General features: G+C 62.4%; 16 protein-coding genes. 5 read left to right on the top strand and 11 right to left on the bottom strand.

The genetic code is table 11. The features are described 5' to 3' along the window. Nucleotides 1-153: 153 nt before the first annotated feature. The 4 genes from FBY02_RS18745 to gabP all read right to left on the bottom strand — a co-directional run bounded on the left by FBY02_RS18745 (nt 154) and on the right by gabP (nt 6293). The gene (locus tag FBY02_RS18745; RefSeq protein ID WP_144929725.1) at nt 154-1503 is read right to left on the bottom strand and encodes a TolC family outer membrane protein; all 1350 of its coding nucleotides are present in this window, start codon (nt 1501-1503) and stop codon (nt 154-156) included. Between the two features lie 2 nt (nt 1504-1505). Next, nucleotides 1506-2876: an HlyD family type I secretion periplasmic adaptor subunit gene (locus FBY02_RS18740; protein ID WP_144929724.1), complete on the bottom strand. Its 1371-nt coding sequence runs from the start codon at nt 2874-2876 to the stop codon at nt 1506-1508. Next, entirely contained in the window at nt 2869-4590 is a 1722-nt protein-coding gene (locus tag FBY02_RS18735; protein ID WP_144929723.1) for a type I secretion system permease/ATPase, read from the bottom strand. Before FBY02_RS18735 ends, FBY02_RS18740 begins: the two co-directional genes overlap by 8 nt. 302 nt (nt 4591-4892) lie before the next feature. After that, the gene (gene gabP / locus FBY02_RS18730) at nt 4893-6293 is read right to left on the bottom strand and encodes a GABA permease (RefSeq protein ID WP_047703284.1); all 1401 of its coding nucleotides are present in this window, start codon (nt 6291-6293) and stop codon (nt 4893-4895) included. Nucleotides 6294-6594: 301 nt separating this feature from the next. On the opposite strand from gabP, the gene FBY02_RS18725 reads away from it, so the two are divergent. Beyond that, a complete protein-coding gene (locus FBY02_RS18725; RefSeq protein ID WP_144929722.1) occupies nt 6595-7206 on the top strand; it encodes a TetR/AcrR family transcriptional regulator in 612 nt (203 codons plus the stop codon). 193 nt (nt 7207-7399) lie between these two features. Here the strand turns inward: FBY02_RS18725 and FBY02_RS18720 are convergent, their stop codons facing one another. The 6 genes from FBY02_RS18720 to FBY02_RS18695 all read right to left on the bottom strand — a co-directional run bounded on the left by FBY02_RS18720 (nt 7400) and on the right by FBY02_RS18695 (nt 18456). Continuing rightward, entirely contained in the window at nt 7400-8503 is a 1104-nt protein-coding gene (locus FBY02_RS18720) for a polyamine ABC transporter substrate-binding protein (RefSeq protein WP_144929721.1), read from the bottom strand. A 38-nt stretch (nt 8504-8541) separates the two neighbouring features. Further along, on the bottom strand, nt 8542-9876 hold the full coding sequence (locus FBY02_RS18715) for an alginate export family protein (RefSeq protein ID WP_144929720.1): 1335 nt from the start codon (nt 9874-9876) through the stop codon (nt 8542-8544). A 116-nt stretch (nt 9877-9992) separates the two neighbouring features. Further along, complete coding sequence (locus FBY02_RS18710; protein WP_144929719.1) at nt 9993-11255, bottom strand: serine hydrolase; 1263 nt, start codon at nt 11253-11255, stop codon at nt 9993-9995. 278 nt (nt 11256-11533) lie between these two features. Further along, nucleotides 11534-12184, bottom strand: coding sequence for a response regulator transcription factor (locus FBY02_RS18705; RefSeq protein WP_144929718.1), 651 nt, complete (start codon nt 12182-12184; stop codon nt 11534-11536). A gap of 44 nt (nt 12185-12228) precedes the next feature. Next, nucleotides 12229-12837: a lecithin retinol acyltransferase family protein gene (locus tag FBY02_RS18700; RefSeq protein WP_256662537.1), complete on the bottom strand. Its 609-nt coding sequence runs from the start codon at nt 12835-12837 to the stop codon at nt 12229-12231. Nucleotides 12838-12984: 147 nt separating this feature from the next. Next, entirely contained in the window at nt 12985-18456 is a 5472-nt protein-coding gene (locus FBY02_RS18695; protein ID WP_144929717.1) for an ATP-binding sensor histidine kinase, read from the bottom strand. Nucleotides 18457-18592: 136 nt separating this feature from the next. On the opposite strand from FBY02_RS18695, the gene FBY02_RS18690 reads away from it, so the two are divergent. From FBY02_RS18690 to FBY02_RS18675, 4 genes are all read left to right on the top strand, one after another. Beyond that, a complete protein-coding gene (locus FBY02_RS18690) occupies nt 18593-18982 on the top strand; it encodes a response regulator transcription factor (RefSeq protein WP_144929716.1) in 390 nt (129 codons plus the stop codon). A 144-nt stretch (nt 18983-19126) separates the two neighbouring features. Then, nucleotides 19127-20596 carry an efflux transporter outer membrane subunit gene (locus FBY02_RS18685; RefSeq protein ID WP_144929715.1) on the top strand — a complete coding sequence of 490 codons (1470 nt, stop codon included), beginning with the start codon at nt 19127-19129 and terminating at the stop codon, nt 20594-20596. Next, nucleotides 20593-22146: an MFS transporter gene (locus tag FBY02_RS18680; RefSeq protein WP_144929714.1), complete on the top strand. Its 1554-nt coding sequence runs from the start codon at nt 20593-20595 to the stop codon at nt 22144-22146. Before FBY02_RS18685 ends, FBY02_RS18680 begins: the two co-directional genes overlap by 4 nt. Before the next feature lie 6 nt (nt 22147-22152). After that, nucleotides 22153-23184: an HlyD family secretion protein gene (locus FBY02_RS18675; protein WP_144929713.1), complete on the top strand. Its 1032-nt coding sequence runs from the start codon at nt 22153-22155 to the stop codon at nt 23182-23184. An 81-nt stretch (nt 23185-23265) separates the two neighbouring features. Here FBY02_RS18675 and FBY02_RS18670 read toward each other — a convergent pair whose 3' ends face one another. After that, the gene (locus tag FBY02_RS18670) at nt 23266-23961 is read right to left on the bottom strand and encodes a tRNA (adenine(22)-N(1))-methyltransferase TrmK (protein ID WP_306085254.1); all 696 of its coding nucleotides are present in this window, start codon (nt 23959-23961) and stop codon (nt 23266-23268) included. Between the last annotated feature and the right edge of the window lie 97 nt (nt 23962-24058).

Genomic DNA, 24058 nt, shown 5'->3' with positions numbered 1-24058 from the left:
GAGGAGGGATGAAATCTCCCACGGTCTGTACTGCGGCTAACAGTCAGAATCGAGCCTTGTCCCTCTTCCTCCCTTCAAGTCCTACCATACAAGCGAGCCTGCTCGCGATGACGGCGGCCCAGGCGCCCTCGACGAACCTGCCCACCCGAAACCTCAGAACAACCGTTGCACCTGCTCCAGCACCGCGCGGTTCATCTGGCCGGTATGGGTGTGCAGGCTGACATAGCTTTGCAGCATATCGAGCTTGGTATTGAGCAGATCCCGACGGGCCTGGAACACCCGCTGCTGGGCATCAAGAATGTCCACGGTGGACCGCACGCCGCCCTGGAAGCCTTTCTCCGTCGACGTCAATGCGCGCTGGTTGGACTCCACCGCGCGCTGCATCGCCTTGCTCTTGGCGAACCCGGCCACCACGCCGAGGTAATCGGTCTCGATGTTCTCGGCCAATTGCTGACGCTGCACGTCATAGTCCGATTGGGCACCGGCCAGTTGCGCTTCGGCCTTGGCTACCGAAGCACGCACCGAACCGCCGCGATACAGCGGAATATCCAATTGCACTCCCACGTAATAAGTGTCCTGGCGCGGATCGAGTTCCTGATACTGACGGGTCTCCCGGCGAGTCAACTGAGTGGTCAGCGACAGGCTCGGGTAATGCCCCGCGCGCTGGCTGTCGGCCTGGGCCTCGGCCACTTTCACCGCCGCCAGGCGGGCCGCCAGTTCGGGACTGGCGTCACGGGCGATGGCCGTCCAGTAGCGCAGATCCTGTTCCGGCGGAATCGGGCTGCCAAGAGGCAGTTCCTCGCGCATCGGCTGGATATCGTCGATGGGCACGCTGGCCCGGCCAGACAAGGCCCGCAACGCCGCCACCCGACGAGCCTGGGCCTCGGCCTCCTGGGCCTCGACCAGATCGAGCCGTGCCTGGGCCTCATCGATGTCGGTGATCGCACCCTGGCCCCCCTCGTAAAGTTTTTTGCTCTGGATGACCAATCCGTTGATGGCCGCCTTCTGCTGGGCGATCAACTTGATTTCATTCTCCGCCCGAGCCACATCGAAATACCCTTTGGCTACCCGGTCGTACAAAGTCTGGCCGGCGACATCGAACAACTGGCTACCCAGTTGCCCGCGAGCCTTGCCCTCTTGATAAGCCGCCCAGCGGCCCTTGTCATAAAGCGGTTGCTGCGCTGCCAGGGTGACGCTGTTCGCCTGGTAGTCGTTGCTGTTGACGTAACTCCTGTCGTCACCACCGTCGGTACGTCCGCCGTAGCCATAGCGTGACGTCAGGGATACCTGCGGATACAGGCCACCGCGACCGATGGCCTCTTCGTTGCGCGAAGCATCGAAGGCATGGGTGGCCGATTGCAGGGTCGGGTCATTCAGCCGAGAGGCATCGTACGCCGCGGTCAGACTGAGGCCACCCTCGGCGGCCCATGTGGGGCTGATCGCCACCCAACTGGTATACAGGCTCAACAACACACGGGAGCGATAAAAGCGCCGGCCAGTCATGCTCATTCCTCCTTGAAGGCAGCGAGCAAGCGTTCACGCAAAGGTTTCATCAGGTAATTCATCAGGGTCCGTTCGCCGGTCACCACCGTGACATCGGCCAACATGCCGGGACGCACCCACAGGCCGGCGGCCTGCAGCGAGGCGACAGTGTCGGCGGGAATCTCGACCTTGGCAGAGAAGTACGGTTGGTGCGTCTGTTCGTTGATCAACTGATCCGCCGACACCGTACTGACCGTGCCCGTGACCGTCGGCGTATCCACCCGCTGCAGCGCTGTAAAATGCACATGCACCGGCAGCCCCGGCCGCAGCTTGTTGGCCATCAGCGGCTCGAACCGCGCCGTGATCGCCATCGGCGCATCCAGCGGTACCACTTGCATCAGGGTCTGGCTGGCCTGGACGACGCCACCGACCGTGTGAATGCTCAAGTCCATGACCTGCCCGGCCGCCGGCGCGCGAATCGCACCGTTGTCGACTTCGAATTGCAAGGCGCGGATCTGATCGGCGTAACCCGCCGCCTCGGCGGACACTTCGCTGAGCTGGGTCTCGGCGTCGCGGCGGAACTCCTGCTGCGCCTGCAAAGCCTTGAGCCGACTTTCGTTGATCGATTGGCGGGTCCTGCCGACATCGCCGATCCCGGAAGCAATCTGACCGGCCAATTGGGCGGCGTTGCGCTCGGCCTCGAAGAGTTTGTTGCGCGGAACATAGCCTTCGCGCGCCAGGTCCCGCAGGCCCTCCAGTTCCTGACGCTGGAAGCGCATCTGCGCGTCGTAGTTACGCTTGACCCCTTCGTAGCCGAGCAGTTGTTGCTCCAGCGCCGCCACTTCATGCTCGATGATCTGCAAGCGGCTGCCCAGCTCAGCGCGGCGGCTCAGGAACAATTGGCTCTGCAACGCCATGGCCGCCTTGACCCGCGGTTCATCGGCACGGGCCAGCAGGTCCTCGGGCCATTGGATCTCGGCGCTGCCCAGACGCTCGGCAATCAGGCGTGCCTCGATGCTGCGGTCGTTGAGCAACTTGCCCAGGGTCACGTCCAACTGCGCTTGCGCCTGCACGGTATTGAGCTGCACCAGCAACTGCCCCTGGCTGACGCGATCGCCATCGCTGACCAGCAGCTTTTCCACCACGCCCCCCACCAGCGACTGCACTGCCTTGCGCTCACCCGCCACCACCACGGTGCCGCTGCCGACGACACCCTGGTCCAGCGGCGCCAGGCAGGCCCAGAGCAACGCACCGCCCAATGCCAGCACCAGGAAACCCACGCCATAACGCGCCGCACCGCCGGCATCGGTACTGGCACCGGGCAAGGTGCTGACGTTGCGCAGGCTCCTCCCCTGCTCGCTATACGCGTGTGGATTCGGAGTCAGATCATGCATCTTCGCCAGCCTCCCTCACCGCAGCCGGTCGCGGCCCTGGCATCAGCGCCTTGAGCACCCGGTCGCGGGGGCCGAATGCCTGTTGGATTCCGTCCTTGAGCACGAGGATGTGGTCGACCATCGCCAGCACACTGGGCCGGTGGGTGATCAGCACCACCGTACTGCCCGCCGCCTTGAGCACGGCGATGGCTTGCACCAGGGCCAGCTCGCCGGCTTCATCGAGGTTGGAATTCGGCTCGTCGAGCACGATCAGCGCCGGGCGCCCATAGAGCGCACGGGCCAGGCCGAGGCGTTGCTTCTGTCCACCGGACAAGCCAAGCCCCCCGGGCCCCAGCGGCGTGTCATAGCCCTTGGGAAACCTCAGGATCATCTCGTGGATGCCGGCGTGACGGCTGGCGGCGATGATCTTGTCGGCATCCTGTTCGCCGAAACGGGCGATGTTGTCGGCCACGCTGCCGTCGAACAGCTCGATGTCCTGGGGTAGATACCCAAGGTGGGGCCCGAGGGCATCATGGGACCACTGGCTTATCTCGGCGTCGTCCAGGCGCACCGATCCACCCAGGGGCGGCCATACGCCGACCAGTGCTCTGGCAAGGGTGGACTTGCCGCTGGCGCTTGGGCCCACCACGGCGAGCACCTCCCCCTTTTCAAGATGGAAATTGATTCCCCGCAGAATCGGCTGCGCGGCGCCGGGTGGGCCGACGTACAACTGCTCCAGACGCACCGCACCGGTGGGTGGCGGCAAGGGCATGCGCAGGCGATCACGGGGATGCTGGGCGAGGAGCAGGCTCAGCCGCTGATAACTCTGGCGCCCGGCATTGAACTGCTTCCACGAACCGATGGCGATTTCCACGGGCGCCAGGGCCCGCCCCAGCAGGAGCGACATGGCGATCATCATGCCTGCCGACAGTTGCCCTTCAAGCACCAGCAATGCCCCCAGCCCCAGCGACAGGGATTGGCCGGAGATGCGCACGAAACGGGTCATCGCGGTGATACGGGCGCCGCGGTCACTGGCATGGGCCTGGGCAGCGATGATGCGTTGTTGCAACAGGCTCCAGCGCTGACGCAACGGCCCGAGCATGCCCAAAGCCTGGATGACTTCGGCATTGTGCAGCGTGCTATTGACATAGGCGGCCGACTGCACGCCCAGTCGGTTGGCTTCGCCCAGGCGCGTGCGGGTTGCCAGTTCGCCCCACAGCGCCAGGCCGATCAGCACGAGGGCGAGCACCAGGGTCAGCACCCCGAACCAATGATGAAAAATGAACGCCACCAACAGGAAGATCGGTAGCCACGGCGCATCGAGCAAGGCGATCAGCCCCTGCCCGGTAATCAACTGCCGCAGCGTCGCCAGGTCGCTGAGCACCTGCGCCGGGTTGGCGTTGTGCTCGCGCAGGCTGCGGGCAAAAGCCGCATCGAAAACCCGTTCGCCCAGGGCGTCGTCCAGCCCCGCGCTCATGCGAATCATCACCTCGCCGCGTACCCACTCGATCAAGGCGCTGAACATGAACAGGCCCAGAGCGATCAAGGTGAGCATGAACAAGGTGGTTTCGTTGCGACTGGTCAGGACCCGGTCGTACACCTGCATCATGTAGAGCGACGGTACCAGCACCAGTAGATTGATAACGCCGCTGAACAGCGCCAGGGACCAGAACACCCGGCGGTAGCTCAATAACGCAGCATCGATGTCGTGACGAGGATCGAGAAGCAGCCCCATAGAATGGCAACCCGCAAAAATATAGTCGGTCCAGGACGCAATCCATCGCGAGTTTTTGCCCAAAGGCGTTTGAGAAGCCCATCGATACAGCTGACGTGACGCCACTCCGGCGCGCCAATTACTGACAACGCCCGCGCGGGTTAGTGCCAGATCGGCAGAGAGGGTTTACAGGCAGGGTGACGGGCGGAGGAGCGGACTTCAGGAGGGTGTTTCAGAGGTGAAACAGATCGGGGAAAAGACTTCCATTGTGGCGAGGGGATTCATCCCCTCGCCACAGGTGTTTCATCTGACTTTTCCCTGGGCTATCCCAGGGAAGCCGCCCTCTCCACCTGCGGCTGCTGCCGCGACGTGACCAGCCCGATAAAGGAAATGATCAGTGCCAGGCCGAGGGTCGAGCTGACTTCGCTACGGTGCTCCGGCGTCACCATCATCACCCCCAGCGCCGCGCAGATGAACACGATGACCAACCAGGTCAGCCACGGAAACAGCCACATGCGGAAGGTCAACTCGACGTTCTGGCGGCGCAGCAGCCGGCGCATGCGCAGTTGGGAGATGGCAATCGCCAGGTACACCAGCAACGCGATGGCGCCGGAACTGGCGAGCAGGAATTGAAACAGGCCGGCGGGCATGAAGTAGCTGAACAGCGTGATACCCGCCCCCAACACAGTACTGGCAATCACCGCGGAACGCGGGACGCCGTCTCCCGACGTCACCTTCAGAGCCTTTGGCGCATCACCGCGCCGCGCCAGCGAATAGAGCATACGCGAGGCGATGTAGATCGAGGAGTTCATGCAACTGGCCACCGCGATCAATACCACGGCATCCACCAGGAACTTGGCATGGGGGATGTTCATCAGTTCCAGCGCCCGCTGGTAAGAGCCCACCGAAGCCAGCTGCGGATCGTTCCACGGCACCACGGAGATGACCACAAAGATCGACAGCAGATAGAACACGCCGATGCGCCAGATCACTGAACGGGTCGCCTTGGCAATGTTCTGCGCAGGGTTATCGGATTCGGCCGCCGCAATCGTCACCGCCTCGGTCCCGATGAAGCTGAACATGATAGTGATGAAGGCCCCGACCACCGCCGACAAACCATTGGGCGCGAAGCCGCCATGTTCTTCCATCAGGCGGCTCAGGCCGCTGGCCTCCCGCTCGGGAATCCAGCCCATCAGGACAGCGAACCCCAGGGAAATGAAACCGATGATCGCCACGACTTTGGCCATCGCGAACCAGAACTCGAACTCGCCATACTTGGAAACGCTGAACAGGTTCGTCACGGCCAGGGCCACGATCGATACCGAAGCGAACAGCCAGGCATCGACAGACGGAAACCACTGGTTCAACACATGCCCGGCGGCCAGCGCCTCGATGGGAATCACCAGGACCCAGAACCACCAGTACAGCCAACCGATGGTGAAGCCGGCCCAGCGCCCGATGGCCTGGTCGGCATAGGTGGAGAACGAGCCGGTGTCCGGGCGGGCCACCGCCATTTCACCGAGCATGCGCATGACCAATACCACCAGCAGGCCGGAGAACAGGTAGGCCAGCAACACCGCCGGCCCCGCTGCCGCAATGGCATGCCCCGAACCCACGAACAAACCTGCACCGATGATTCCGGCAATGGACAACATGGTGACGTGACGAGGCTTGAAGCCCTGTGCCAGATGGCCGTTCGAATCCTTGAAACTGGGGCTGGTCATTTTCTTGTTCTCTTTTTAATCGACATTGAACGTACCGAGGAACAGACGCTACGCAGAAACGGTGCGCCACGTTACCCGTCTCACTTGCTCGCTGAATTATCTGTAAGCGCTCCTTTTGTGCCTGATCTCGTCATAAATTACCTAGCATTTGGCCATATACCCCTCATCCAAGGTGCACTGCAGAGCGTTCGCACTAAACTGCCAGCATCCAAATAAACGCTTTAAATATTTTATCGAGTTAAGTATTTTGCATGGATCCCGGGGGCTGTAATGCCCTCTTTTCCAGTGACAAGGACCTCCCGTGAGCGGACTGCGTGAACGTCAAAAAGCCGAACGACGCCAAGCCATCAGCAAGGCGGCGATCGAACTGTTCGAGCGCCAGGGCTTCCAGAACACCACCATCGAACAGATCGCCGGCCAGGCCGGTGTATCAGCCCCTACCGTGTTCAAGTACTTCGGCAACAAGCAGGAGATCATCCTGGAGATCCTCCACGAGGCCGACCAGCGTGCGCTCAAGGACACCCGGTTGCAGGTCCCTGAAATCGAGGATCCGGTCGAGGCGCTGTGTTACCTGGAACGGCTGCTGACGGGCTACGCCCTGGAGGTCATGCACCCCAGCCTGTGGCGCGAATTACTGCCCTTGATTCTGTTTGGCGGCGACGGCGGATTGCCGGACGGCTATCGCGCCATGAACGATGCGCTCAGGGCTGAGATCAGTGGCCTGATCAAGGAACTGCAGCAAGCCGGCAAGCTGCGCGCCGACCTCGACGTCGAGCTGGCCGCCTTCCTGTTGAACGATTATTCACACCTGCAGCTGTTCAGGCTGGTCAACCAGGAACAACCGGACATCGAGGCGCATTCAGCCCAGGTCAAGCGGATTACCGAGCTGCTGTTCCAAGGGATGCGTGCCTGAAGGAAGACCTGACAGAGCGCCATCGCGAGCAGGCTCGCTCCCACACTGGCTCTTCAGTGGACACGTATTCTGCGTCCGGCGCTGATCCCTGTGGGAGCGAGCCTGCTCGCGATGGCGGTGGGTCAGCCACTGCAGAGTCGACTGATAAACCGCCTCGCGAGCAAGCCCGCTCCCACAATTTTTACAGCCCGGATCAGCGATTGGTCTTGATCGCCGTCCAGGTCCGTGTACGGATCCGCTCAATTGCCGCCGGCATGGGCTCCAGGGCGAACAGCGTCTTGCGTGCTTCATCCGGGATGTACATCGCAGGATTGTCACGGACCTCGGGATTCACCAGCGCGGTGGCCTCCTTGTTGGGGTTGGGGTAACCGATCTTGTTGCTGATACGGGCGATGACATCGGCCCGCATGATGTAATTGATGAACGCATGGGCCTCCTGGGTATGGGGCGCGTTGGTGGGAATCATCATCACGTCAGACCACATCGGCGCACCTTCCTTGGGCAGTGCCATTGCCACGTTGACGCCCTTGCCTGCAGCGTCGGCCAGGCGCTTGGCGAGCGCCACGCCGCCTGACCAGCCTACGGCGATGCAGACGTCGCCATTGGCCAGGTCCATGCCGTAGCGTGATGAGTTGAAGTAGGAGATGAACGGCCGGATCTTGGCCATCGCCGCCTGTGCCTGCGGGTAGTCCTCACGTTTCTGGCTATTGGGGTCCAGCCCCTTATAGTGCAAGGCAATGGGCACGATCTCGTTGGCGGCATCGAGAAAACCGACCCCGCAACTGGCCAGTTTGGCCAGGTTCTCTTCCTTGAAGATGATGTCCCAGCTATTTATCGGCACATCGGCCCCCAGCACCTGCCGGACCTTGTCGACGTTATAGCCGATCAACGTCGTGCCCCACAGGTACGGCGCCGCATAGCGGTTGCCCGGATCCCCCACGGCTTCAAGGCCTTTCATGAACTCCGGGTCCAGTTGCTGCCAGCTTGGCAGTTGGCTGCGGTCCAGGGGCTGGACGGCGCCAGCGGCGATCAAGTGACTGACATTGGAACTGCCCGGGTACACCACGTCATACCCGGAGTTGCCGGTCAGCAGCTTGGACTCCAGGGTCTCGACACTGTCGAACACGTCATAGATCGGGCGGATCCCGGTTTCTTCCTGAAAGCTCTTGAGGATTTCCGGCGGCAGGTACTCGATCCAGTTATAGATTCGCACCGTCCGCTCTTCAGCCACGCATGCACCGCTGGCCAGCAACGAAACGAAAGCACCCAACACCGTGTTACGCAAAGACTTGTTCATGGCAAAACACTCCAGCGCGGCCGCGAAGGCTCGCGGCATCAATAGCGATAGGTGAACGATAATTCCAGCGCGCTGAATTTCCGGTCGTTGCCAAACACCTGCTTGGCCGCGGCCATCGGCTTGACCCAGTTATAGGACAGCGAAGAAACCAACGCCTTCGACGGCGCCCAATCCAGGAACACGACGCTTTCATCGGCAAAACGCCGGTCACTGACCGCCGTCCCCATGTAGTTCTTTTCGTCCAGCCAGAACTGATAGTGGATGGCCCCCAGGTTGAGGGTTTCGTTGAGGTGGGTCTTGATCGAGAACTGCTGAACATTTTCGTTGCTGTTGAACAGCAGATAGTTGCCGACGACATCCCCTACCAGCCAGGTGCCCCAATCGACATAACCTTTGCTGAGCGGATCCCAGGACTCCTGGCGGTTGTCCCTCAGATTGTCATCGCCGGAAAAGCTTGCATAGCGGTAACCCACGACCGGCGTCAACGGCAAGGCATCGAACGCATAATCCGCCTGGCCATACCAGGCCTTGGCATCATACTCGACGCCTTCGCCGTTGCCGCGTTCCAACGCGTACTCGGCGTTGAGGGTCAAGGCCGGCAAACCCGGAATCCTGGCGTTGAGCGCCCGCAGGTTGTACACCTGCATGCCATCCCGACGCAGCGGCGTGGCGCCCCTGGGTCCGAGGGCATTGACCTTCATGGCCATGGCTCCGAGCGTCACTTGATCGTCGAGGTTGTAATCGAGGTTGGCCCCGGTCATCCGGAAGTCACCCAGGTCATCGTCGGTGCGCAAGGTGAACGCCTGGGTTTTCAAGGCACCATGATCCCAGGCCAGCACCGCCGAATCCTTGAAGGCGCTTCTGGGTGCGAGCCAGTAGGCACCGTCCTTGAGCTGATCCAGGTTGCCGTCCATGACGATGAAGCCGGTGCCGATCATGTAGTTCTGGCGGCCGGCAGTGAACGTCCACTCCCCGGCCCGGAACCCACCATAGAGTTCTTCGCTGGCCACCTCGCCATCGGAGCTGCGGGTGAAGCCGCCGGCATCGCCATCGCCGAAGGTCGTCGCCCCGACCAGCGAGCCGCCGGCCAGCAGGCTGAAGTCCGGCTGCAAGGCGTACTCCAGCTTGACGCCTGGTTTGACGTAGAACTCCTGCCAGTCGATTTTGCTGCCGCCATTCTTGCGGCTGCGCATGTCGACACGGCCAGCGCCGAAGTTGACGTTGCGGGTGAAGATGGCCGCGCCGCCGGCGGTAACGTTGACCTCCCCCTTGAGGTTGCCGTCCTCAAAGGTATAGCCCGCCAGCGTGGCCTGGGCGGTCAGGGGTAGCCCGACCGCCAGGAACGTTCGAGATAAACGCGTCATGGAAACCATGTGAAGCTCCTGTGTGATTTATTGTTGTTACAGGGCAGTGAATGGCGGCGCAGAACGTCGCCAACACCTGGCAGGGCCAGGTGAATGGAACGCGATCTTGTAATCGGGAAGCGTGGTCAGTCGCCGAGGTGCGCCGCGATGGCGCGCAGCATTCGCACGCTGTCCCCGTCAAACGGGCTGACGGCTTCGTTCAGGGACGATTGCTTGACGATCACCACGCCGGATGGCTTGTCCACGAACAGGTACTGGCCATGGATGCCGCCGGCCATGAGCGCCTGGCTGTGATCGTTGAAGACGTACCACTGGCTGCGGTAGGAGGCGCCGGGGGTCCAGGCTTCGAAGTCGGGGGATGTGGCGTAGATCGCCGGGTCGGCGCCGGCGGCGATGCGCGCGATCGTCTCGGGCGACAGCAGCTGGCGCCCTTCGTAACGGCCGTCATTGGCCAGCAGGCGACCGAAGCGCGCCATGTCGCGCAAGGTGGCGTTGAAACCGGCACCGGCCACGCTGCGACCCCATGGGTCGGCCATGAAGTAGCCGTCGCGCTCACACCCCAACTGGCTCCAGACCTCTTCCAGCAGGTGATGACAAGCCTTGCCGCTGGCGCGCTCCATGACCCAGGCCAGGGCTTCGGTGGTGGCCGTCACGTAGTGAAAGAAACCACCGTGATCGCCCTGCTTTCGCAGCGACGGCAGGAATTGGTACAGCGACTCGAACTGGGCGTACTGCGCCGGCGCCGGTTGGAAACCGCAGGCATAACCGTACTGGGAGCTCTCCGAATCCGGGTCGTCGTACACCTCGCTGTAGTGGATGCCCACGGCCATGTCGAACAACTGGCGCACGGTTGCATCGGCGTAGGCACTGCCTTCGAACTCCGGCACGTAATGGGCCGCGGGCAATGCTGGATCGAGCACACCGTCGCTGACCAACTGTTCGCCCAGGGTGCCGATCAGCGATTTGGTCACCGAGAACATGACGTGTCGGTCCTGGGGCACCTGGCCGTTGAAGTAGCGCTCGAACAGCACGGTGTCGCCCTGCATGACCAGGAATGCGTCTGTCTGGCTGGCCACCAGATGCTCGATCACGCTGATGCTCAAGCCGCACTCGCTATTGAAGTGCAGTTCATCCAGCGCTCGTGGCGTCTGCCTCAGAACGCTGGCCGGCCCTGCCCCGGCCTGCACATCGATAGAAGGCCGCAGGCGCGCCAGATTGCGAAAGCCCCATTGATTGAAAGGCGCACGCATCCAGTTGTGCCAGGTGACACGACGGTGAGGTTCGGCCGGAAAGCCTTGCATGAACGAAGAGGTAAAGCGTGCGCCGGATGACGACTCATGCGTCTCGACATAAAGACTGGCCAGTGAAGGCGCGGTGTTCTGATTCATCGGGTTGCCCCTGGAAATGACTCTGCGTGACAGCAGATGCAGGGAAATAATTACCCGACAATATTTTTTAGTCAATAAAACTTTTTACAGACAATTCATTTTTATCTTCATGGGATTCCAGAGTCATCCGCGAATGACGCCAAACCCTGTGGGAGCGAGCCTGCTCGCGATGGCGGCGGCCTGTTCAACATCTTCGTGACAGACATTCCGCTATCGCGAGCAGGCTCGCTCCCACAGGGATTGGGTGGTCAGACGCAGATTACCGGGTGCCCACAGGTTCAGCGATTCGGCCCGATACCCAGCGACTCAGCCATTCGAACCAGGTCGGCGAACGATTTGGCGTGCATTTTCTTCATCGCGTGGGCGCGGTGGATCTTCACGGTGATTTCGCTCAGGTTCATCTGCCCGGCGATCTGCTTGTTCATCAGACCCTTGACCGCAAAAGCCATCACCTCTTTTTCCCGGGCGGTCAGTGTCTGGTAGTGGGCATGCAGGTCGGCAGACTGCTGCCGGATTTCGCGACGCCTGGTGTCTGCCTGGAGTGCGGCGGTCACCGCGTCCAGCAGATCCTGTTCGCGGAAGGGTTTGGCCAGGAAATCCACGGCGCCGGCTTTCATCGCCTTGACCGACATCTCGATGTCGCCATGGCCGGTGATGAAGATGATGGGAATAGTCGAATCCGACTCCGCCATCCGGCGCTGGAAGTCCAGGCCACTGCTGCCCTGCAGTCGCACATCGAGGACCAGGCAACTGGGACAATCCGTCTTCGGTTGCTGGAGAAACTCCGCAGTGGACGCAAACGTCTCGACGCGAATCCCGACCGAGCGCAGCAGATTGCTCAATGCATCGCGAATGGAGGCATCGTCATCCACCACGAACACCATGGAATCCTTGCTGCCCGGCTCATGGGACGAGGGACTACCGTTCATGCACGATCCTCTTGGCTGGACGGAAAAAATTCTAGCACAGGCCACTAGGCCACCCAGTGGGGTTCCAGTGCGCAAATCAACGCGAACAGAGCATGGGGACGATGGAAACAGGCGTCGACCTGGGCACTGTAGCTTTCTCCGCTGGTGCACCAGCTGCAGAAATGCTCGCAGTTATTGAAGAAGACCCGGTATTGCTTTTCACCCAATCTCGAACGCGCCCGATCAGCGACTTCGTCGCTGGAATATTTGCAGGGTTCCTGAAGCATCCAGACCGGCTTGCCGTTGGCAAAATGCTCAAGATCCGTCACTTCGATGGGACCCGGCCGGAGCGAACCGCTGAATCCCGAATAGTGGGCAACGTCTGCTCCGCCCAGATAGATCCCATGATGCAGGTAGAACCGACGCGGGCTGACCAAGTGTGCGCCTATCGGCAGGTGACCCGCAGGCTGTTCGATATCGACCGGCCGCAATGAAACCTCCGCCAGGCGCGCCGGACGTGAGTGACAGTGGCGTGGCTCGGCGAACCCGTGACGCTCGGCTATCGGCATGCTCAAGCGATAGAAAGCGCTCGTCGTGATGAGCGCCATGCAAATCAGCGCTATCGAACGAAGAGATGACAGTTGCTCTGCTGCTCTGGCGGTCAAGTTGTTCACGACACATTCTCCGCAGTCCTTGATGGGGAATATATCGCCGGGAGTTATCGCGTTTCATTTGTACGTGGGTTGGTTTGGGTGACCGATTGATATATGGCCTTTAAACCTAAGTATTAGGCTTTTCATGCAGAGCCTAAGCCAACGCCCTCAAAGGGGCGCGATGGGCAGCGTGAATTGAACGGTGGCGCCGCGCGGCGGGTTGGCGATCGCCCTCAGGCAACCGCCATGGGCCTCGACGATCGAGCGACAGATCGACAACCCCAACCCCAGGCCGGTGGGCTTGGTGGTGTAAAACGAGGTGAATACCAGGTCGGTGCTTTGCGAGGCGAACCCCGGGCCCGTATCGCTCACACTGACCAGCACGCAGTCCGTCTCGTCCAGCGTCGCGCAGATCACCAACCGCCGCTCGCCGGCACTGACACTGCCCATGGCTTCCAATGCATTCATGATCAGGTTGAGCAGCACCTGCTGCAGCTCTACGCGGTCGCCTTCAATCAAGGGCAAGCCGTTCATGAGTTGTGTCTGTATCGAGGCGCCGCTCTTGATGATCTGGCCACGGGTAAACTCGATCATCTCCTCGATGGCCGCTTTGATGTCCACCGGGCCCTTCTGTGGCGGCGCCTTGCGGATATGCCCACGAATCCGGCCCAGCACATCCGCCGCTCGGTTGGCGTCGAGGATAAGGCGCTCCAGCACCGGCCGGACCTCGTCGATGTCCGGTGGCTGGGCGTTCAACCAGCGTAATGCCGCATTGGCGTTGAGAATGGCGGCGGCGATCGGCTGATTGACTTCGTGAGCGATGGAAGCCACCAATTGCCCCATGGTCGCCACACGGTTGGCATGGGCCAGTTCGGTTTGCACCTCGCGATAGCGGCGTTCGCTTTCACGGATTTTTTCTTCCGCCTGCCTGCGTTCGGTCAGGTCCAATACGAAGGCAACCCCCTCATTGCTACCCGCTTCGAACAGGGCCAGGCCGACAATGACCGGCAAGCGGCTGCCATCCTTCCTGAAATATTCCTTTTCGTAGGGCCGGGCGTGTCCGGTCAGCAACGCCTGCGCCAAAGAGCGGTCGCTGAGTTCACGAAACTCCGGCACGGTCAGGTCTCTCCAGCGCAGGCCGCCGCAGGCCAGGTCTTCGCGCTGGTACCCCAACATGCGCAGGAACGCATCGTTGGCCTCGATGATGTGTCCATCGGCGTGCCAGACGAGAATGCCGATGATGTTGGCATCCACCAGGCGGCGGATCTTCGCTTCGCGCTCGGCGACCTCGCGGTACAGGCGCGCATTCTCCAGGGAAACCGCGGCCTGTGAGGCCACCAGCTTCAACACGGCGATCCGGCCAGGACTGAAGACCTGGGGCGCCAGGTTGTTTTCCAGATAGAGCGCGCCGACGAGCTTGGCCTGGTTGGTCAGCGGCAGGCACAGGACAGAACGGACGTGCTGCTGACGGATATAGGGATCCGTGGCAAACGGCGCTTCGACCAGGGCATCGTCCAGCACCACACTCTCGCGGGTGCGCAAAACATGATAAAGAACCGACTCCGGCAATAACGCTGCGCTCACCGGCGCATGTCGCAGCTGCGTGGTGGCGCCGCCGGCAGTCACCTGCGCAGCGATCCGCTGTTCGCCGTCCTGCAACAGAATCAGCAAGCCACGTTCGGCACCGGCCTGCTCGATCGCGGTGCCCATGATTGTGTCGACCAGTTTTTCCAGGACGATTTCGCCCGACACGGCCTGGGAGACCTTGAGCACCGTGGCCAGGTCAAGGTGTTCGACCGGTGTCGCCATCGTGGTGGTCGGACCGGGCGCAGGCTCGTCGGTCCTGAGTGCGGGGAACGTGTCCTCAAGCTGTCGCACCTTGCCATCGGCGCCCCAACGCAGGTAGTCGTAACAGGCATCCTGCAAGTAGACGCGGGCGATCTTGCCGAAGCCGCGCGCCCGATAGAAACGCGAGGCCAGCTCATTGGCAAGCGCTTCGACATGGACAAAGCCGCTGGCCTGGGCGGCGTCCAGGGCTTGTTCGTAGAGCAGCTCGGCGTCGATCACCCGCCCCTCGACCCGGGCGATCTCGGCACCGACCAGGGCGGCGCGGCTGGCGAAATTTTCCGGACATTGCCGGGCCCAGGCCTCGAGCCACTGGTGGTCGACCGCCATGGCGATCAAGTGCTGCGCCTGCTCGTCCAGCGAGACGCTGTCGCAGCGGGCGGCCCTGGCCAACGCACCATAGAAGTGATACTCGGCTTCTTCGCAGAACGCCTGGCAAACCCAGAGCAGCCGGTGGGCCTTGGCCGCCGCCTCGACGGCGGCCTCGGCATCGTCGGCCAGGTAGCGCGCCTGTAGTTTGCGGACCCAGTACAGACACTCGGCCAACACCAGGTCCGGGTTACTGGACAAGTGGGCTTCGCTGACAGACTCGCTCAACTCACCGTCGTCCAGGCGACCGAAGGTGGGGGTCTCGCCACGGAGCATTCGGATCAGCGTCAGTTGCGTGACGATGAAATCGGTGACCAGTCCGAATCCCACCTTTCTTGCATACGCCAGGCCCCGTTCGGACTCGCCTTGTACGTCATGCAGCGACTCGCCAGCGAACAGCAGGTCGGCGACGAGGTTGTTGCCGGCATAGGCACCGTAGGGCAGATCGCCAATCCGGTTCGCCGCTGCGAAGGAGCGGCGCAGCAGGTCGCGACACTCCCCCACCGGCCTCATCCAGCGCACGGCAAAACACGAGAAGCACAGGTAGGTGCTGGCCTCGAAGCGCGTCAGGCCCCGTTGCTCGACAAGGGCACAACCGAGCTGGCCGAACCGGAACCCCATTTGGTAGTCACCGAAGCGCCGGCCGGCGACCCGGAAGAAATTGGCATAGAGCACACAAGATGCGTCGCAGTTGCCCCGCTCCAGGCTCAGGTTGACCGCTTTGCAGATCAACAGATCCGCCAGGTTGCCGTCGCTTTGCAAGGCCGGCGCGAAGAGTTTGCCCAACGCGTCGAGCGTCATGAGGGACGTCGGATCGTCCATGAGCGGCAGATCGATAAGCTCTTCGATAGCCCGCTCGCCGAGCAACGAGCCGATGCGCTCATACTCCTCGCGAACCTGAGCGTCGTTCGGATGCGCCGACCATTCGATGCCCACATGCCGCAGATAGGCCAGGCAGACCGCAACTGCGCCGTCACTGCGGTCCAGGAGCAAATAGACATCCATCAGCAGGCAGGCAACGCGGGCCCGTTCGATCACCGTCGTGGCGCGATCCGCCAGGGCGGTCAGGCACGCGTCCGCCACTTCCAGTTGCCCGGTCAGCATCTCGCACTCGGCCCGACTCAGCATCAATGCGAACATCAGTTCATGGCGACGGGACCAGCACTCCTCATCCAGCAACTGCATCCCGGTAATGAAGTAGCTCAGCGCCGAAGCATAGGCCGTCGAGGCCTTGGCCCGCTGCCCGGCGATCAGGTTGAATTGCGCCAGTTGCTCGCGCTCGCCCAGGTCGGTGATCAACGCAGCACCACGGTTGAGTTGGCCGACTATTTCGAAAATCGCCTCGTCCCGTTCCTGTTCGCACGTTTGCGCGGCAAGCAGGCGTCCGATGCGCAGGTGGGCCTCGGCACGTGAATCCTCGGGGATCAGCGAATAGGCCGCTTCGTGGATGCGGTCATGAACGAACCGATAGGCGCCGTCCAATCGCTCCACCAGCTCCTGGCGAATCGCCTCCCAGAGCACGGTCCTGAGCTGCTCCTGCGGAATGTCCAGGGCAGTCGAAAGCGTCTTGAGGTCAGCCACGTTACCCAGGCACGCCAGTTGCTGCAGGGCCTGCTGCGTTTCCTCCGGCAGGCGCACCAGTTTGCCGACCATCAGGTCCACGATGTTGTCGGTATAGCCCTTGGCGTGGATACGATCCGGGTCCCACCACCATTGCCGCGCCTCATGGTCGTAGGTCAGCAGATGTTCCTCGGCGAGCGCCTGCAGGAACTGGATCACGAAGAACGGATTGCCGGCGGTTTTATCCAGCACCAGCTGCGCCAGGGGCTCGATACGTGAGGACTCGTCCTGCAGCGCCTCGGTGATCAACTGCTCGACATGCGACTTGGCCAGCGGCGTCAAGCTGATCTCGCTGACCTTGCCACCGGCGCTGCGGATGGCCTGGAGCTTGGCGGTCAGCGGGTGCAGGACATCCACTTCGTTGCTGCGGTAGGCGCCGACGAGCATCAGGTGTCGCACATCGGAGCTGATGAGCAGGTCCTCCAACAGGTCGAGGGTCGCCGCGTCGAGCCATTGCAAATCATCGAGAAACAACGCGAGCGGATGGTCCTCACGGGCGAACACTCCGATAAAGCGCCGGAACACCAGCAGGAAGCGACGTTGCTCCTGTTGTGGATCAAGACTTGTGACCGGCGGCGGCTCGCCGATGATCAGTTTGAGTTCGGGAATCAGGTCGGTCATCAGCCGCGCGTTGGCGTCCAGCGCTTCCTGCAAGGCATCACGCCACGTCGCCAGCTCTGCGTCACTCTTGCCCAGCAATGTACGCACCAGGCTCTGGAATGCCTGCACCAGAGTCGAATACGGAATATCGCGCCGGTACTGATCGAACTTGCCGCTGGCGAAGAGGCCTCGCGGCGGCACCAGCGCCTTGTGCAACTCATTGACCACCGAAGACTTGCCGATGCCCGAGTAACCGGTGACCAGCACCAGCTCCGGTGAGCTGCTTTGAACGATCCGGGAAAACGCGGCGACCAGGGTGTCGACCTCTTGCTCACGGCCATAGAGTTTTTCCGGAATCAGCAGCCGATCCGACGCGCCGTGTTCGCCCAGGGTAAAGGCAGCGATGCGGCCCTGTTGTTGCCAGTCCGCCAGGCACCGCCGCAGGTCATGCTCGACACTGGCAGCCGTCTGGTAACGCTCCTCGGCGGTCTTGGCGAGCAGCTTCATGACTATGAGAGACAGCATCTCGGGGACGGTGGCGACCCGCTCGCTGGGCGGCAAGGTCTTCCTTGCGATATGGCAGTGCACCCACTCGATGGGATCGGACGCGGTGAACGGCAGCGAGCCGGTCAACATCTGGTAAAGGGTGACGCCGAAGGAATAGAGGTCGCTGCGCGAATCGATCGAGCGGTTCATCCGCCCGGTCTGCTCGGGCGCCATGTAGGCGAGCGTGCCGGCCAGGGTCTCGGGCGCCTGCCGCTCCCGGGGCAAGCGCGAGGCAAGGCCGAAACCCGTGAGCCGGGCCTGGCCGTCGGTGCAGTTGACCAGGATATGGCTGGGTTTGATGTCCTTATGGACGAGACCCTGTCGATGCAGCTTGCCCAATGCCACGGCGATGCCCACGGCAAGGCGCAGGAACGTGGCGGTTTCCATAGGCGCGATCAGCAGTTGCATGAGCGGTACGCCGCCCGGGTCCTCAAGCACCAGATGCATCTGGGCACCTTCGCGCAACATCTCCAGCGGTCGCACCGCCCAGGTGCTCTCCAGCTCGTCCTTCAGGCCGAATTCATGAGCAAGGCGGCCCAGGCAGCCGGGGCGAGGTTGTTCGCCAGCGGGTCGGGCAACCAGTACAGAATACTTGCCCTCCGCGCCCGAACGCAGTTGCCGACAGAAGGTACGCTCACCATCGTCCCATAATATTTGCATGCTGTTTTCCATCGGCTTGCATTGAGCAGAACGAAACGACCCTTTGGTCTTAACCGGTCATACGTAGGTATACTTCTGCGCCTTGTGAGACCGCGTATCGTGTATTTCACGACAGGCGCTGTCACGAGCGACCCTTATGGAAGACACCCAGCTACGCAACACGCAAACCATTGCAGTCGTCGATGATGACGAATCCGTTCGGGCCGCCCTCAAAAGCTTGTTGCGCTCCAGTGGCTATGCCGTCCGCACCTATTGCAGCGCCTTGGACTTCCTCGACAACGCCGGCCCCGCCGGGACGAACTGCCTGGTGTCCGATATCCAGATGCCCGGCATGAGTGGCGTGGAGCTGCACGAGCGACTCGGTGCGATGGGTTTCAGGATACCCACCATTTTCATCACCGCCTACCCCGGAAAAGTCTCGCAACTGGGCGTCGGCACCCCTGGTCTGATTGCCTGCCTGCCAAAACCCTGTGAAGCCGACCAGTTGCTGGAGTGTATCGAAACCGCCCTCAGCCAACGGCACTGATCACCCCTGCTCATACCTTCGTATAATCCGTCGCCACCGACGTATGGTTTTTCTGAACCGATGTAGAAGTGCGTCCGCAAGCAGCCCTCAATAGCATGGACTCACGGCGGGCGGCTCGCCCGTGAACCTTCCGGGTAACTGGCTATGTCGGCGTTTTTCAAGTCACCCCAACGCGTCCTGAGACGATTCAGTATCGGCCTTATCGGCATGGGAGCCGTTTCCCTGGCGGGCTGCATGGTCGGTCCCGACTTCACGAAACCCGGGCACGACCTCGACACCGTGCAACTGACGCCCCGGCCCGAGCATGCCGGTGTCCCCCGCGTTTCCAGCGCTGCGGTTCCATCTCAGTGGTGGCTGCTGTTCAACGACGCAACGCTGGCCCGGCTGCAATCACGGGCCCAGGTCGGCAACCTCGATCTGCAAATGGCTTCCGAGCGCATCGAACAGAGCCGGGCACAATTGGGCATCACCTCATCGCAGTTGCAACCCAATGTGGGTGCCTACGCCAGCTACACCCGCGAGGCCCTCAGCGAAAACGGCAAGTTCGCTGCCTTGGGTGCCCCTACCGACGCCACCAATTTCTGGCAGCTTGGCTTTGACGCCAGCTGGGAAATCGATCTATGGGGCCGGGCCCGACGGGCTCGTGAAGGCGCCGCGGCGACCCTGGAAGCCACCGTGTATGACCGCGAAGCGGCCCGGGTCGCGTTGTCCGCCGAAGTGGCCCGAACCTATCTGCAACTGCGTGGAACCCAGGCGCAGTTGGCCATCGCCCGACAAAACCTCTCCGTCGCCGAGCGGACCCTGGGCCTGGCGCAAAGCCGCGAGCGCAATGGCGTCGCCACCCACTTCGAAACCGCGACCGCTCGCGCGCAACTGGCGACGATCAAGGCCCTGCTGCCGGAACTGGGCCAGCGCCGCAATGCCCAGATGAACGCACTGGCGTTGCTGCTGGGCGAGCAACCTCGCACGCTCGACGCCCAACTGGGCCCGGCGATGCCCTTGCCGACGCTGCCCAGCCGCATACCGGTCGGAATTTCTTCCGAACTGGCCCGCCGGCGCCCCGACATCCTGCGCGCCGAAGCACGGCTGCATGCCGCGACCGCTGCCATCGGCGTCGCCAAGGCCGACTTCTATCCACGGATCGGTCTCAAGGGACGCCTCGGCGTGGAAGCCTTCAACAGCGGCGACCTCAGCAGCTGGGATTCACACACCTTCTCCATCGGCCCGACGGTTTACCTGCCGATTTTCCAGGGCGGTCGACTGACCCAGCGCCTGGAGTTGAATGAATCGCGGCAGAAAAGCGCCGCCCTTGCGTACCGCAAAACGGTGCTGCGGGCCTGGCACGAAGTGGACAATGCCCTGGATGCCTGGGCCGCCCAACAGCGCCAACACGACGAACTGCAGACGTCCTTCGAGCAGAACCAGCAGGCCCTGCATGCAGCCGAGCGCGGCTATCAGCAAGGCGCCGCCGACTATCTGAGCGTGCTGACCGCACAACTCAACGTGCTTGCCAGTCAGACCCGCCTCAACGCCAGCACCACCGACGCCACGCTCACCGTGGTCAATCTCTACAAGTCCTTGGGCGGTGGCTGGGATCCGGAGGGCGAACAATGAACGTCGCCGCCGTGTCGCCGGCCAGCGCAGCGGCTGACGCAGCGCCCCGGCCCCAATCCTCCCTCCGGCCGTTGGTCGGCCTTGTCGGCATTTTCCTCGCGGCCATGATGGCCGGGTTGAACACCCGGGTCGGTGCCCTGGCGCTGGCGGATGTCCGGGGTGCTCTGGGCCTGGGTTTCGACGACGGCTCCTGGCTGACTACGGCCTACAGCGCCGGAGAACTGATCGCCATGCCCTTTTCGGCCTGGTTCGCCCTGACCTTGTCGCTGCGGCGCTTCGAATTGTGGATGCTCTCTGTTTGCACTCTGCTCGCCTTGCTCTTGCCGTTGATCCACAACCTGGAGCTTTTGTTGGCCCTGCGTTTTGCCCAGGGCATCGCCAGCGGCACGACGATCCCCTTGCTGATGATGGCAGCCCTGAAATTCCTGCCGCCGGCCATACGACTGTATGGTTTGGCGCTGTATGCGATGACCGCGACCTTCGCGCCCAACCTGTCCATCTGGCTGGCGGGAAACTGGACGGATGGGCTGCACGACTGGCGCTGGGTGTATTGGCAGATCATCCCCCTGGCGTTCATCGCCGCCGGTTTGATCGCCTGGGGACTGCCCCGGGAGCCCATCCAGACCCCGCGCTTTCGCCAGGCCAACTGGCCCGGCATGGCCTGCGGCGTACCGGCGTTGGGCCTGATCACCGTCGCACTGGACCAGGGCATGCGACTGGACTGGTTTCACTCGCCGTTGATCACCGCATCCCTGCTGATGGGCCTGACCCTGATGACGGTGTACTTGTTGACCGAGTGGTATCACCCCTCGCCGTTCATCAAGCTGCAGATCCTCGGGCGCCGCAACCTGGGCCTGGGCTGCATTCTGTTTCTGTCATTGCTGGTGGTACTGCTATCCAGCTCATTGCTACCGGCCAGTTATCTCGGCCCGTTGCAGAACTATCGTCCGCTGCAGATGGCCTCGATTGGGTTGATCGTCGCGTTGCCACAACTGGTACTGGGGCCTGTTGTGGCGCTATTGCTGTACCGCAAGTGGGTCGATGCACGCATCGTGTTCGCCTCGGGTTTGTCGCTGATCGCCCTGGCGTGCCTGTGCGGTGCACAACTGACCGCCGACTGGAACCGCGACCAGTTCGTCCTGGCGCAAACGCTGCAGGCCTTGGGACAACCGATGGCGGTGGTGTCGATGCTGTTCCTGATCACCAGCGTGGTGCAGCCCCCCGAAGGTCCTTACGTGTCCGGCACCATCAACACGCTACGAGCCTTTGGTTCGCTGTTTGGCGCGGCGGTCATCGGCCAGCTCATGACCGTGCGCGGCCGTTTCCATGGGGAAATGCTGCTGGATCAAGCGGCCCTGGCCGGTAACGCCCTGGTCGTACCTGAACCGCCAGCACTGATGGGCATCGTCAGTCAACAGTCGCTGGTGCTGTCCATCACTGACGCCTATCGGGTGTTGGGCGTGCTGGCGCTGCTGATGATTCCCCTGGTGCTACGGCTGACCTACATCCCAGCGCCTGCCTTGACGCCTCCTTCTCTCTCACACGGGTAACTCATCATGGCCTTACCGAAGAAAGCCCGGATCAGTGCGACGCTGCTGCTCACCGTGGCCATTGGCGGCGTGTTCTATCTCAATCGCTCCGAGTCCAACGCCTCGACCCAATCGACGGACGATGCCTATGTCCACGCCGACTTCACTACGGTAGCGCCGCAGGTATCGGGGACGATCGAAACGGTGTTCGTCGAAGACAACCAGCCCGTCAAGAAAGGGGATTTGCTGGCGCTCATCGACGACCGGGATTTCGTCGCCTCCGTGAATGTAGCGAAGGCCCAGGTCGCCAGCGCCCAGGCCGGTATCGCCAACCTGCAAGCACGCCTGATCCAGCAGCAGACCGTCATTCGCCAGGCCCAGGCCGCAGTCGCCGCGGACGACGCCGCGCTCAAGCTGGCCAAGGTCAACCACACCCGCTATCGCAACCTGGCCGCCGACGGCTCCGGCACCGTGCAGGCCCAGCAACAGGCAGAAGCGCAACTGAGCGTGCAACAGGCCGGCCTGGAAAAAAGCCAGGCAGCCCTGCAGGCGGCCCGGCAACAGGTGGACATTCTCAAGGCCGACCTGGACCAGGCCAGGGCCACCCTCGCCCACGCCCAAGCCGCGCAGGCCATTGCCGAACTGAAGTTGTCCTATACCCGCATCACCGCACCGATCAATGGCACGATCGGGGAAAAATCCGTGCGCGTCGGCGCGTTCGTCAATGCCGGCAAACCCTTGCTCGCGATTGTGCCGCTCGATGCGGTCTACATCACCGCCAACTTCCGGGAAACACAACTGGCCCGGGTACAAACCGGCCAGGCCGTGGACATCGAAGTGGATGCGCTGCCGGGGGAAACGCTGACAGGCACCGTACAAAGCCTGGGGCCCGCCAGCGGCGTCAGCTACTCCGCCATCGCCCCACACAACGCTACGGGCAATTTCACGAAGATCGTCCAACGCCTGCCCGTGCGCATCCGCATCGAACCCGACCAGCCGGCAACGGCGAAACTGCGGGTGGGGATGTCGGTCACGCCGCACATTCGTATTCGTGGGTGATCAGTGACGGCGATGTCGAACACACAGCCCTCATCGCGAGCAGGCACCCACAGGGTCCGGTGCCTGGTTATCAATGCCAGCTCAAGCCAGCAGCTCGGCAATCCACCGGATCTGCCGGACAAGATCCTGCACCATGTCCTCCGGCACGGCCTGCCGCGCCCGACAGAAGCCCGCCAGGGTCTTCTGTTTCTGGCGCAACCTGCGCTGCCATTTCCCCAGGAATGCGGAGCTGCGCACGCCCAGCAGCAGCGGGCCGAAGTACAGTTCCTCGGCGGTGTACAGCACCGGCCCGGAGCGCTCGGCGACGATGATTTCGTAGTCGAAGCGGTTTTCCCGCAGCACTTCCTCGCCGAGAATGCGGTAGCCGTTCTCCATCAACCACAGGCGCAGCGGCTGCTCGCCGCCATTGGGTTGCAGAATCAGGCGCTCCCGGCCGCTCAGGCGTGACTGGTCGCGGTCGAGGATGTCGCGGATCGTCTCGCCGCCCATGCCACAGAAGCTGACCGCGGTGATCCCGTCTCCCGGCTCGATGGCCGCCAGGCCGTCAGCCAGACGCACGGTGATCCACGGCTCCAGGCCATTTTCCCGCACCGTCCGTTCAGCCGAGCGAAACGGCGTCATCGCCACCTCCCCGGCCACCGCCGCGACAATGACGCCACGGCGCACCAGTGCCACCGGCAAATAACCGTGATCCGAGCCAATATCGGCCAGCCGCGCACCCACCGGCACCTGCGCCGCCACCCGCTCCAGGCGCATGGACAATGTCTGTTCGTTCAATCGCACCCTCTCTCACCCCACACGTCCGACAGCGTTGGCCGGATCGGGCTGCGATTCTGGCGAGCAACGCCGTACATTTCAAATGTACGCGACCAGG

Source organism: Pseudomonas sp. SJZ078, assembly GCF_007828255.1.
GTDB lineage: Bacteria > Pseudomonadota > Gammaproteobacteria > Pseudomonadales > Pseudomonadaceae > Aquipseudomonas.
Note: the sequence above shows the minus strand (reverse complement) of the source record. Positions and strands in the feature narration are given on the sequence as shown.

Coding starts and splice junctions, on each gene's coding strand:
- FBY02_RS18745 (WP_144929725.1), bottom strand. CDS start 1,503: ATGACTGGCCGGCGCTTTTATCGCTCCCGTGTGTTGTTGAGCCTGTAT.
- FBY02_RS18740 (WP_144929724.1), bottom strand. CDS start 2,876: ATGCATGATCTGACTCCGAATCCACACGCGTATAGCGAGCAGGGGAGG.
- FBY02_RS18735 (WP_144929723.1), bottom strand. CDS start 4,590: ATGGGGCTGCTTCTCGATCCTCGTCACGACATCGATGCTGCGTTATTG.
- gabP (WP_047703284.1), bottom strand. CDS start 6,293: ATGACCAGCCCCAGTTTCAAGGATTCGAACGGCCATCTGGCACAGGGC.
- FBY02_RS18720 (WP_144929721.1), bottom strand. CDS start 8,503: ATGAACAAGTCTTTGCGTAACACGGTGTTGGGTGCTTTCGTTTCGTTG.
- FBY02_RS18715 (WP_144929720.1), bottom strand. CDS start 9,876: ATGGTTTCCATGACGCGTTTATCTCGAACGTTCCTGGCGGTCGGGCTA.
- FBY02_RS18710 (WP_144929719.1), bottom strand. CDS start 11,255: ATGAATCAGAACACCGCGCCTTCACTGGCCAGTCTTTATGTCGAGACG.
- FBY02_RS18705 (WP_144929718.1), bottom strand. CDS start 12,184: ATGAACGGTAGTCCCTCGTCCCATGAGCCGGGCAGCAAGGATTCCATG.
- FBY02_RS18695 (WP_144929717.1), bottom strand. CDS start 18,456: ATGCAAATATTATGGGACGATGGTGAGCGTACCTTCTGTCGGCAACTG.
- FBY02_RS18690 (WP_144929716.1), top strand. CDS start 18,593: ATGGAAGACACCCAGCTACGCAACACGCAAACCATTGCAGTCGTCGAT.
- FBY02_RS18685 (WP_144929715.1), top strand. CDS start 19,127: ATGTCGGCGTTTTTCAAGTCACCCCAACGCGTCCTGAGACGATTCAGT.
- FBY02_RS18680 (WP_144929714.1), top strand. CDS start 20,593: ATGAACGTCGCCGCCGTGTCGCCGGCCAGCGCAGCGGCTGACGCAGCG.
- FBY02_RS18675 (WP_144929713.1), top strand. CDS start 22,153: ATGGCCTTACCGAAGAAAGCCCGGATCAGTGCGACGCTGCTGCTCACC.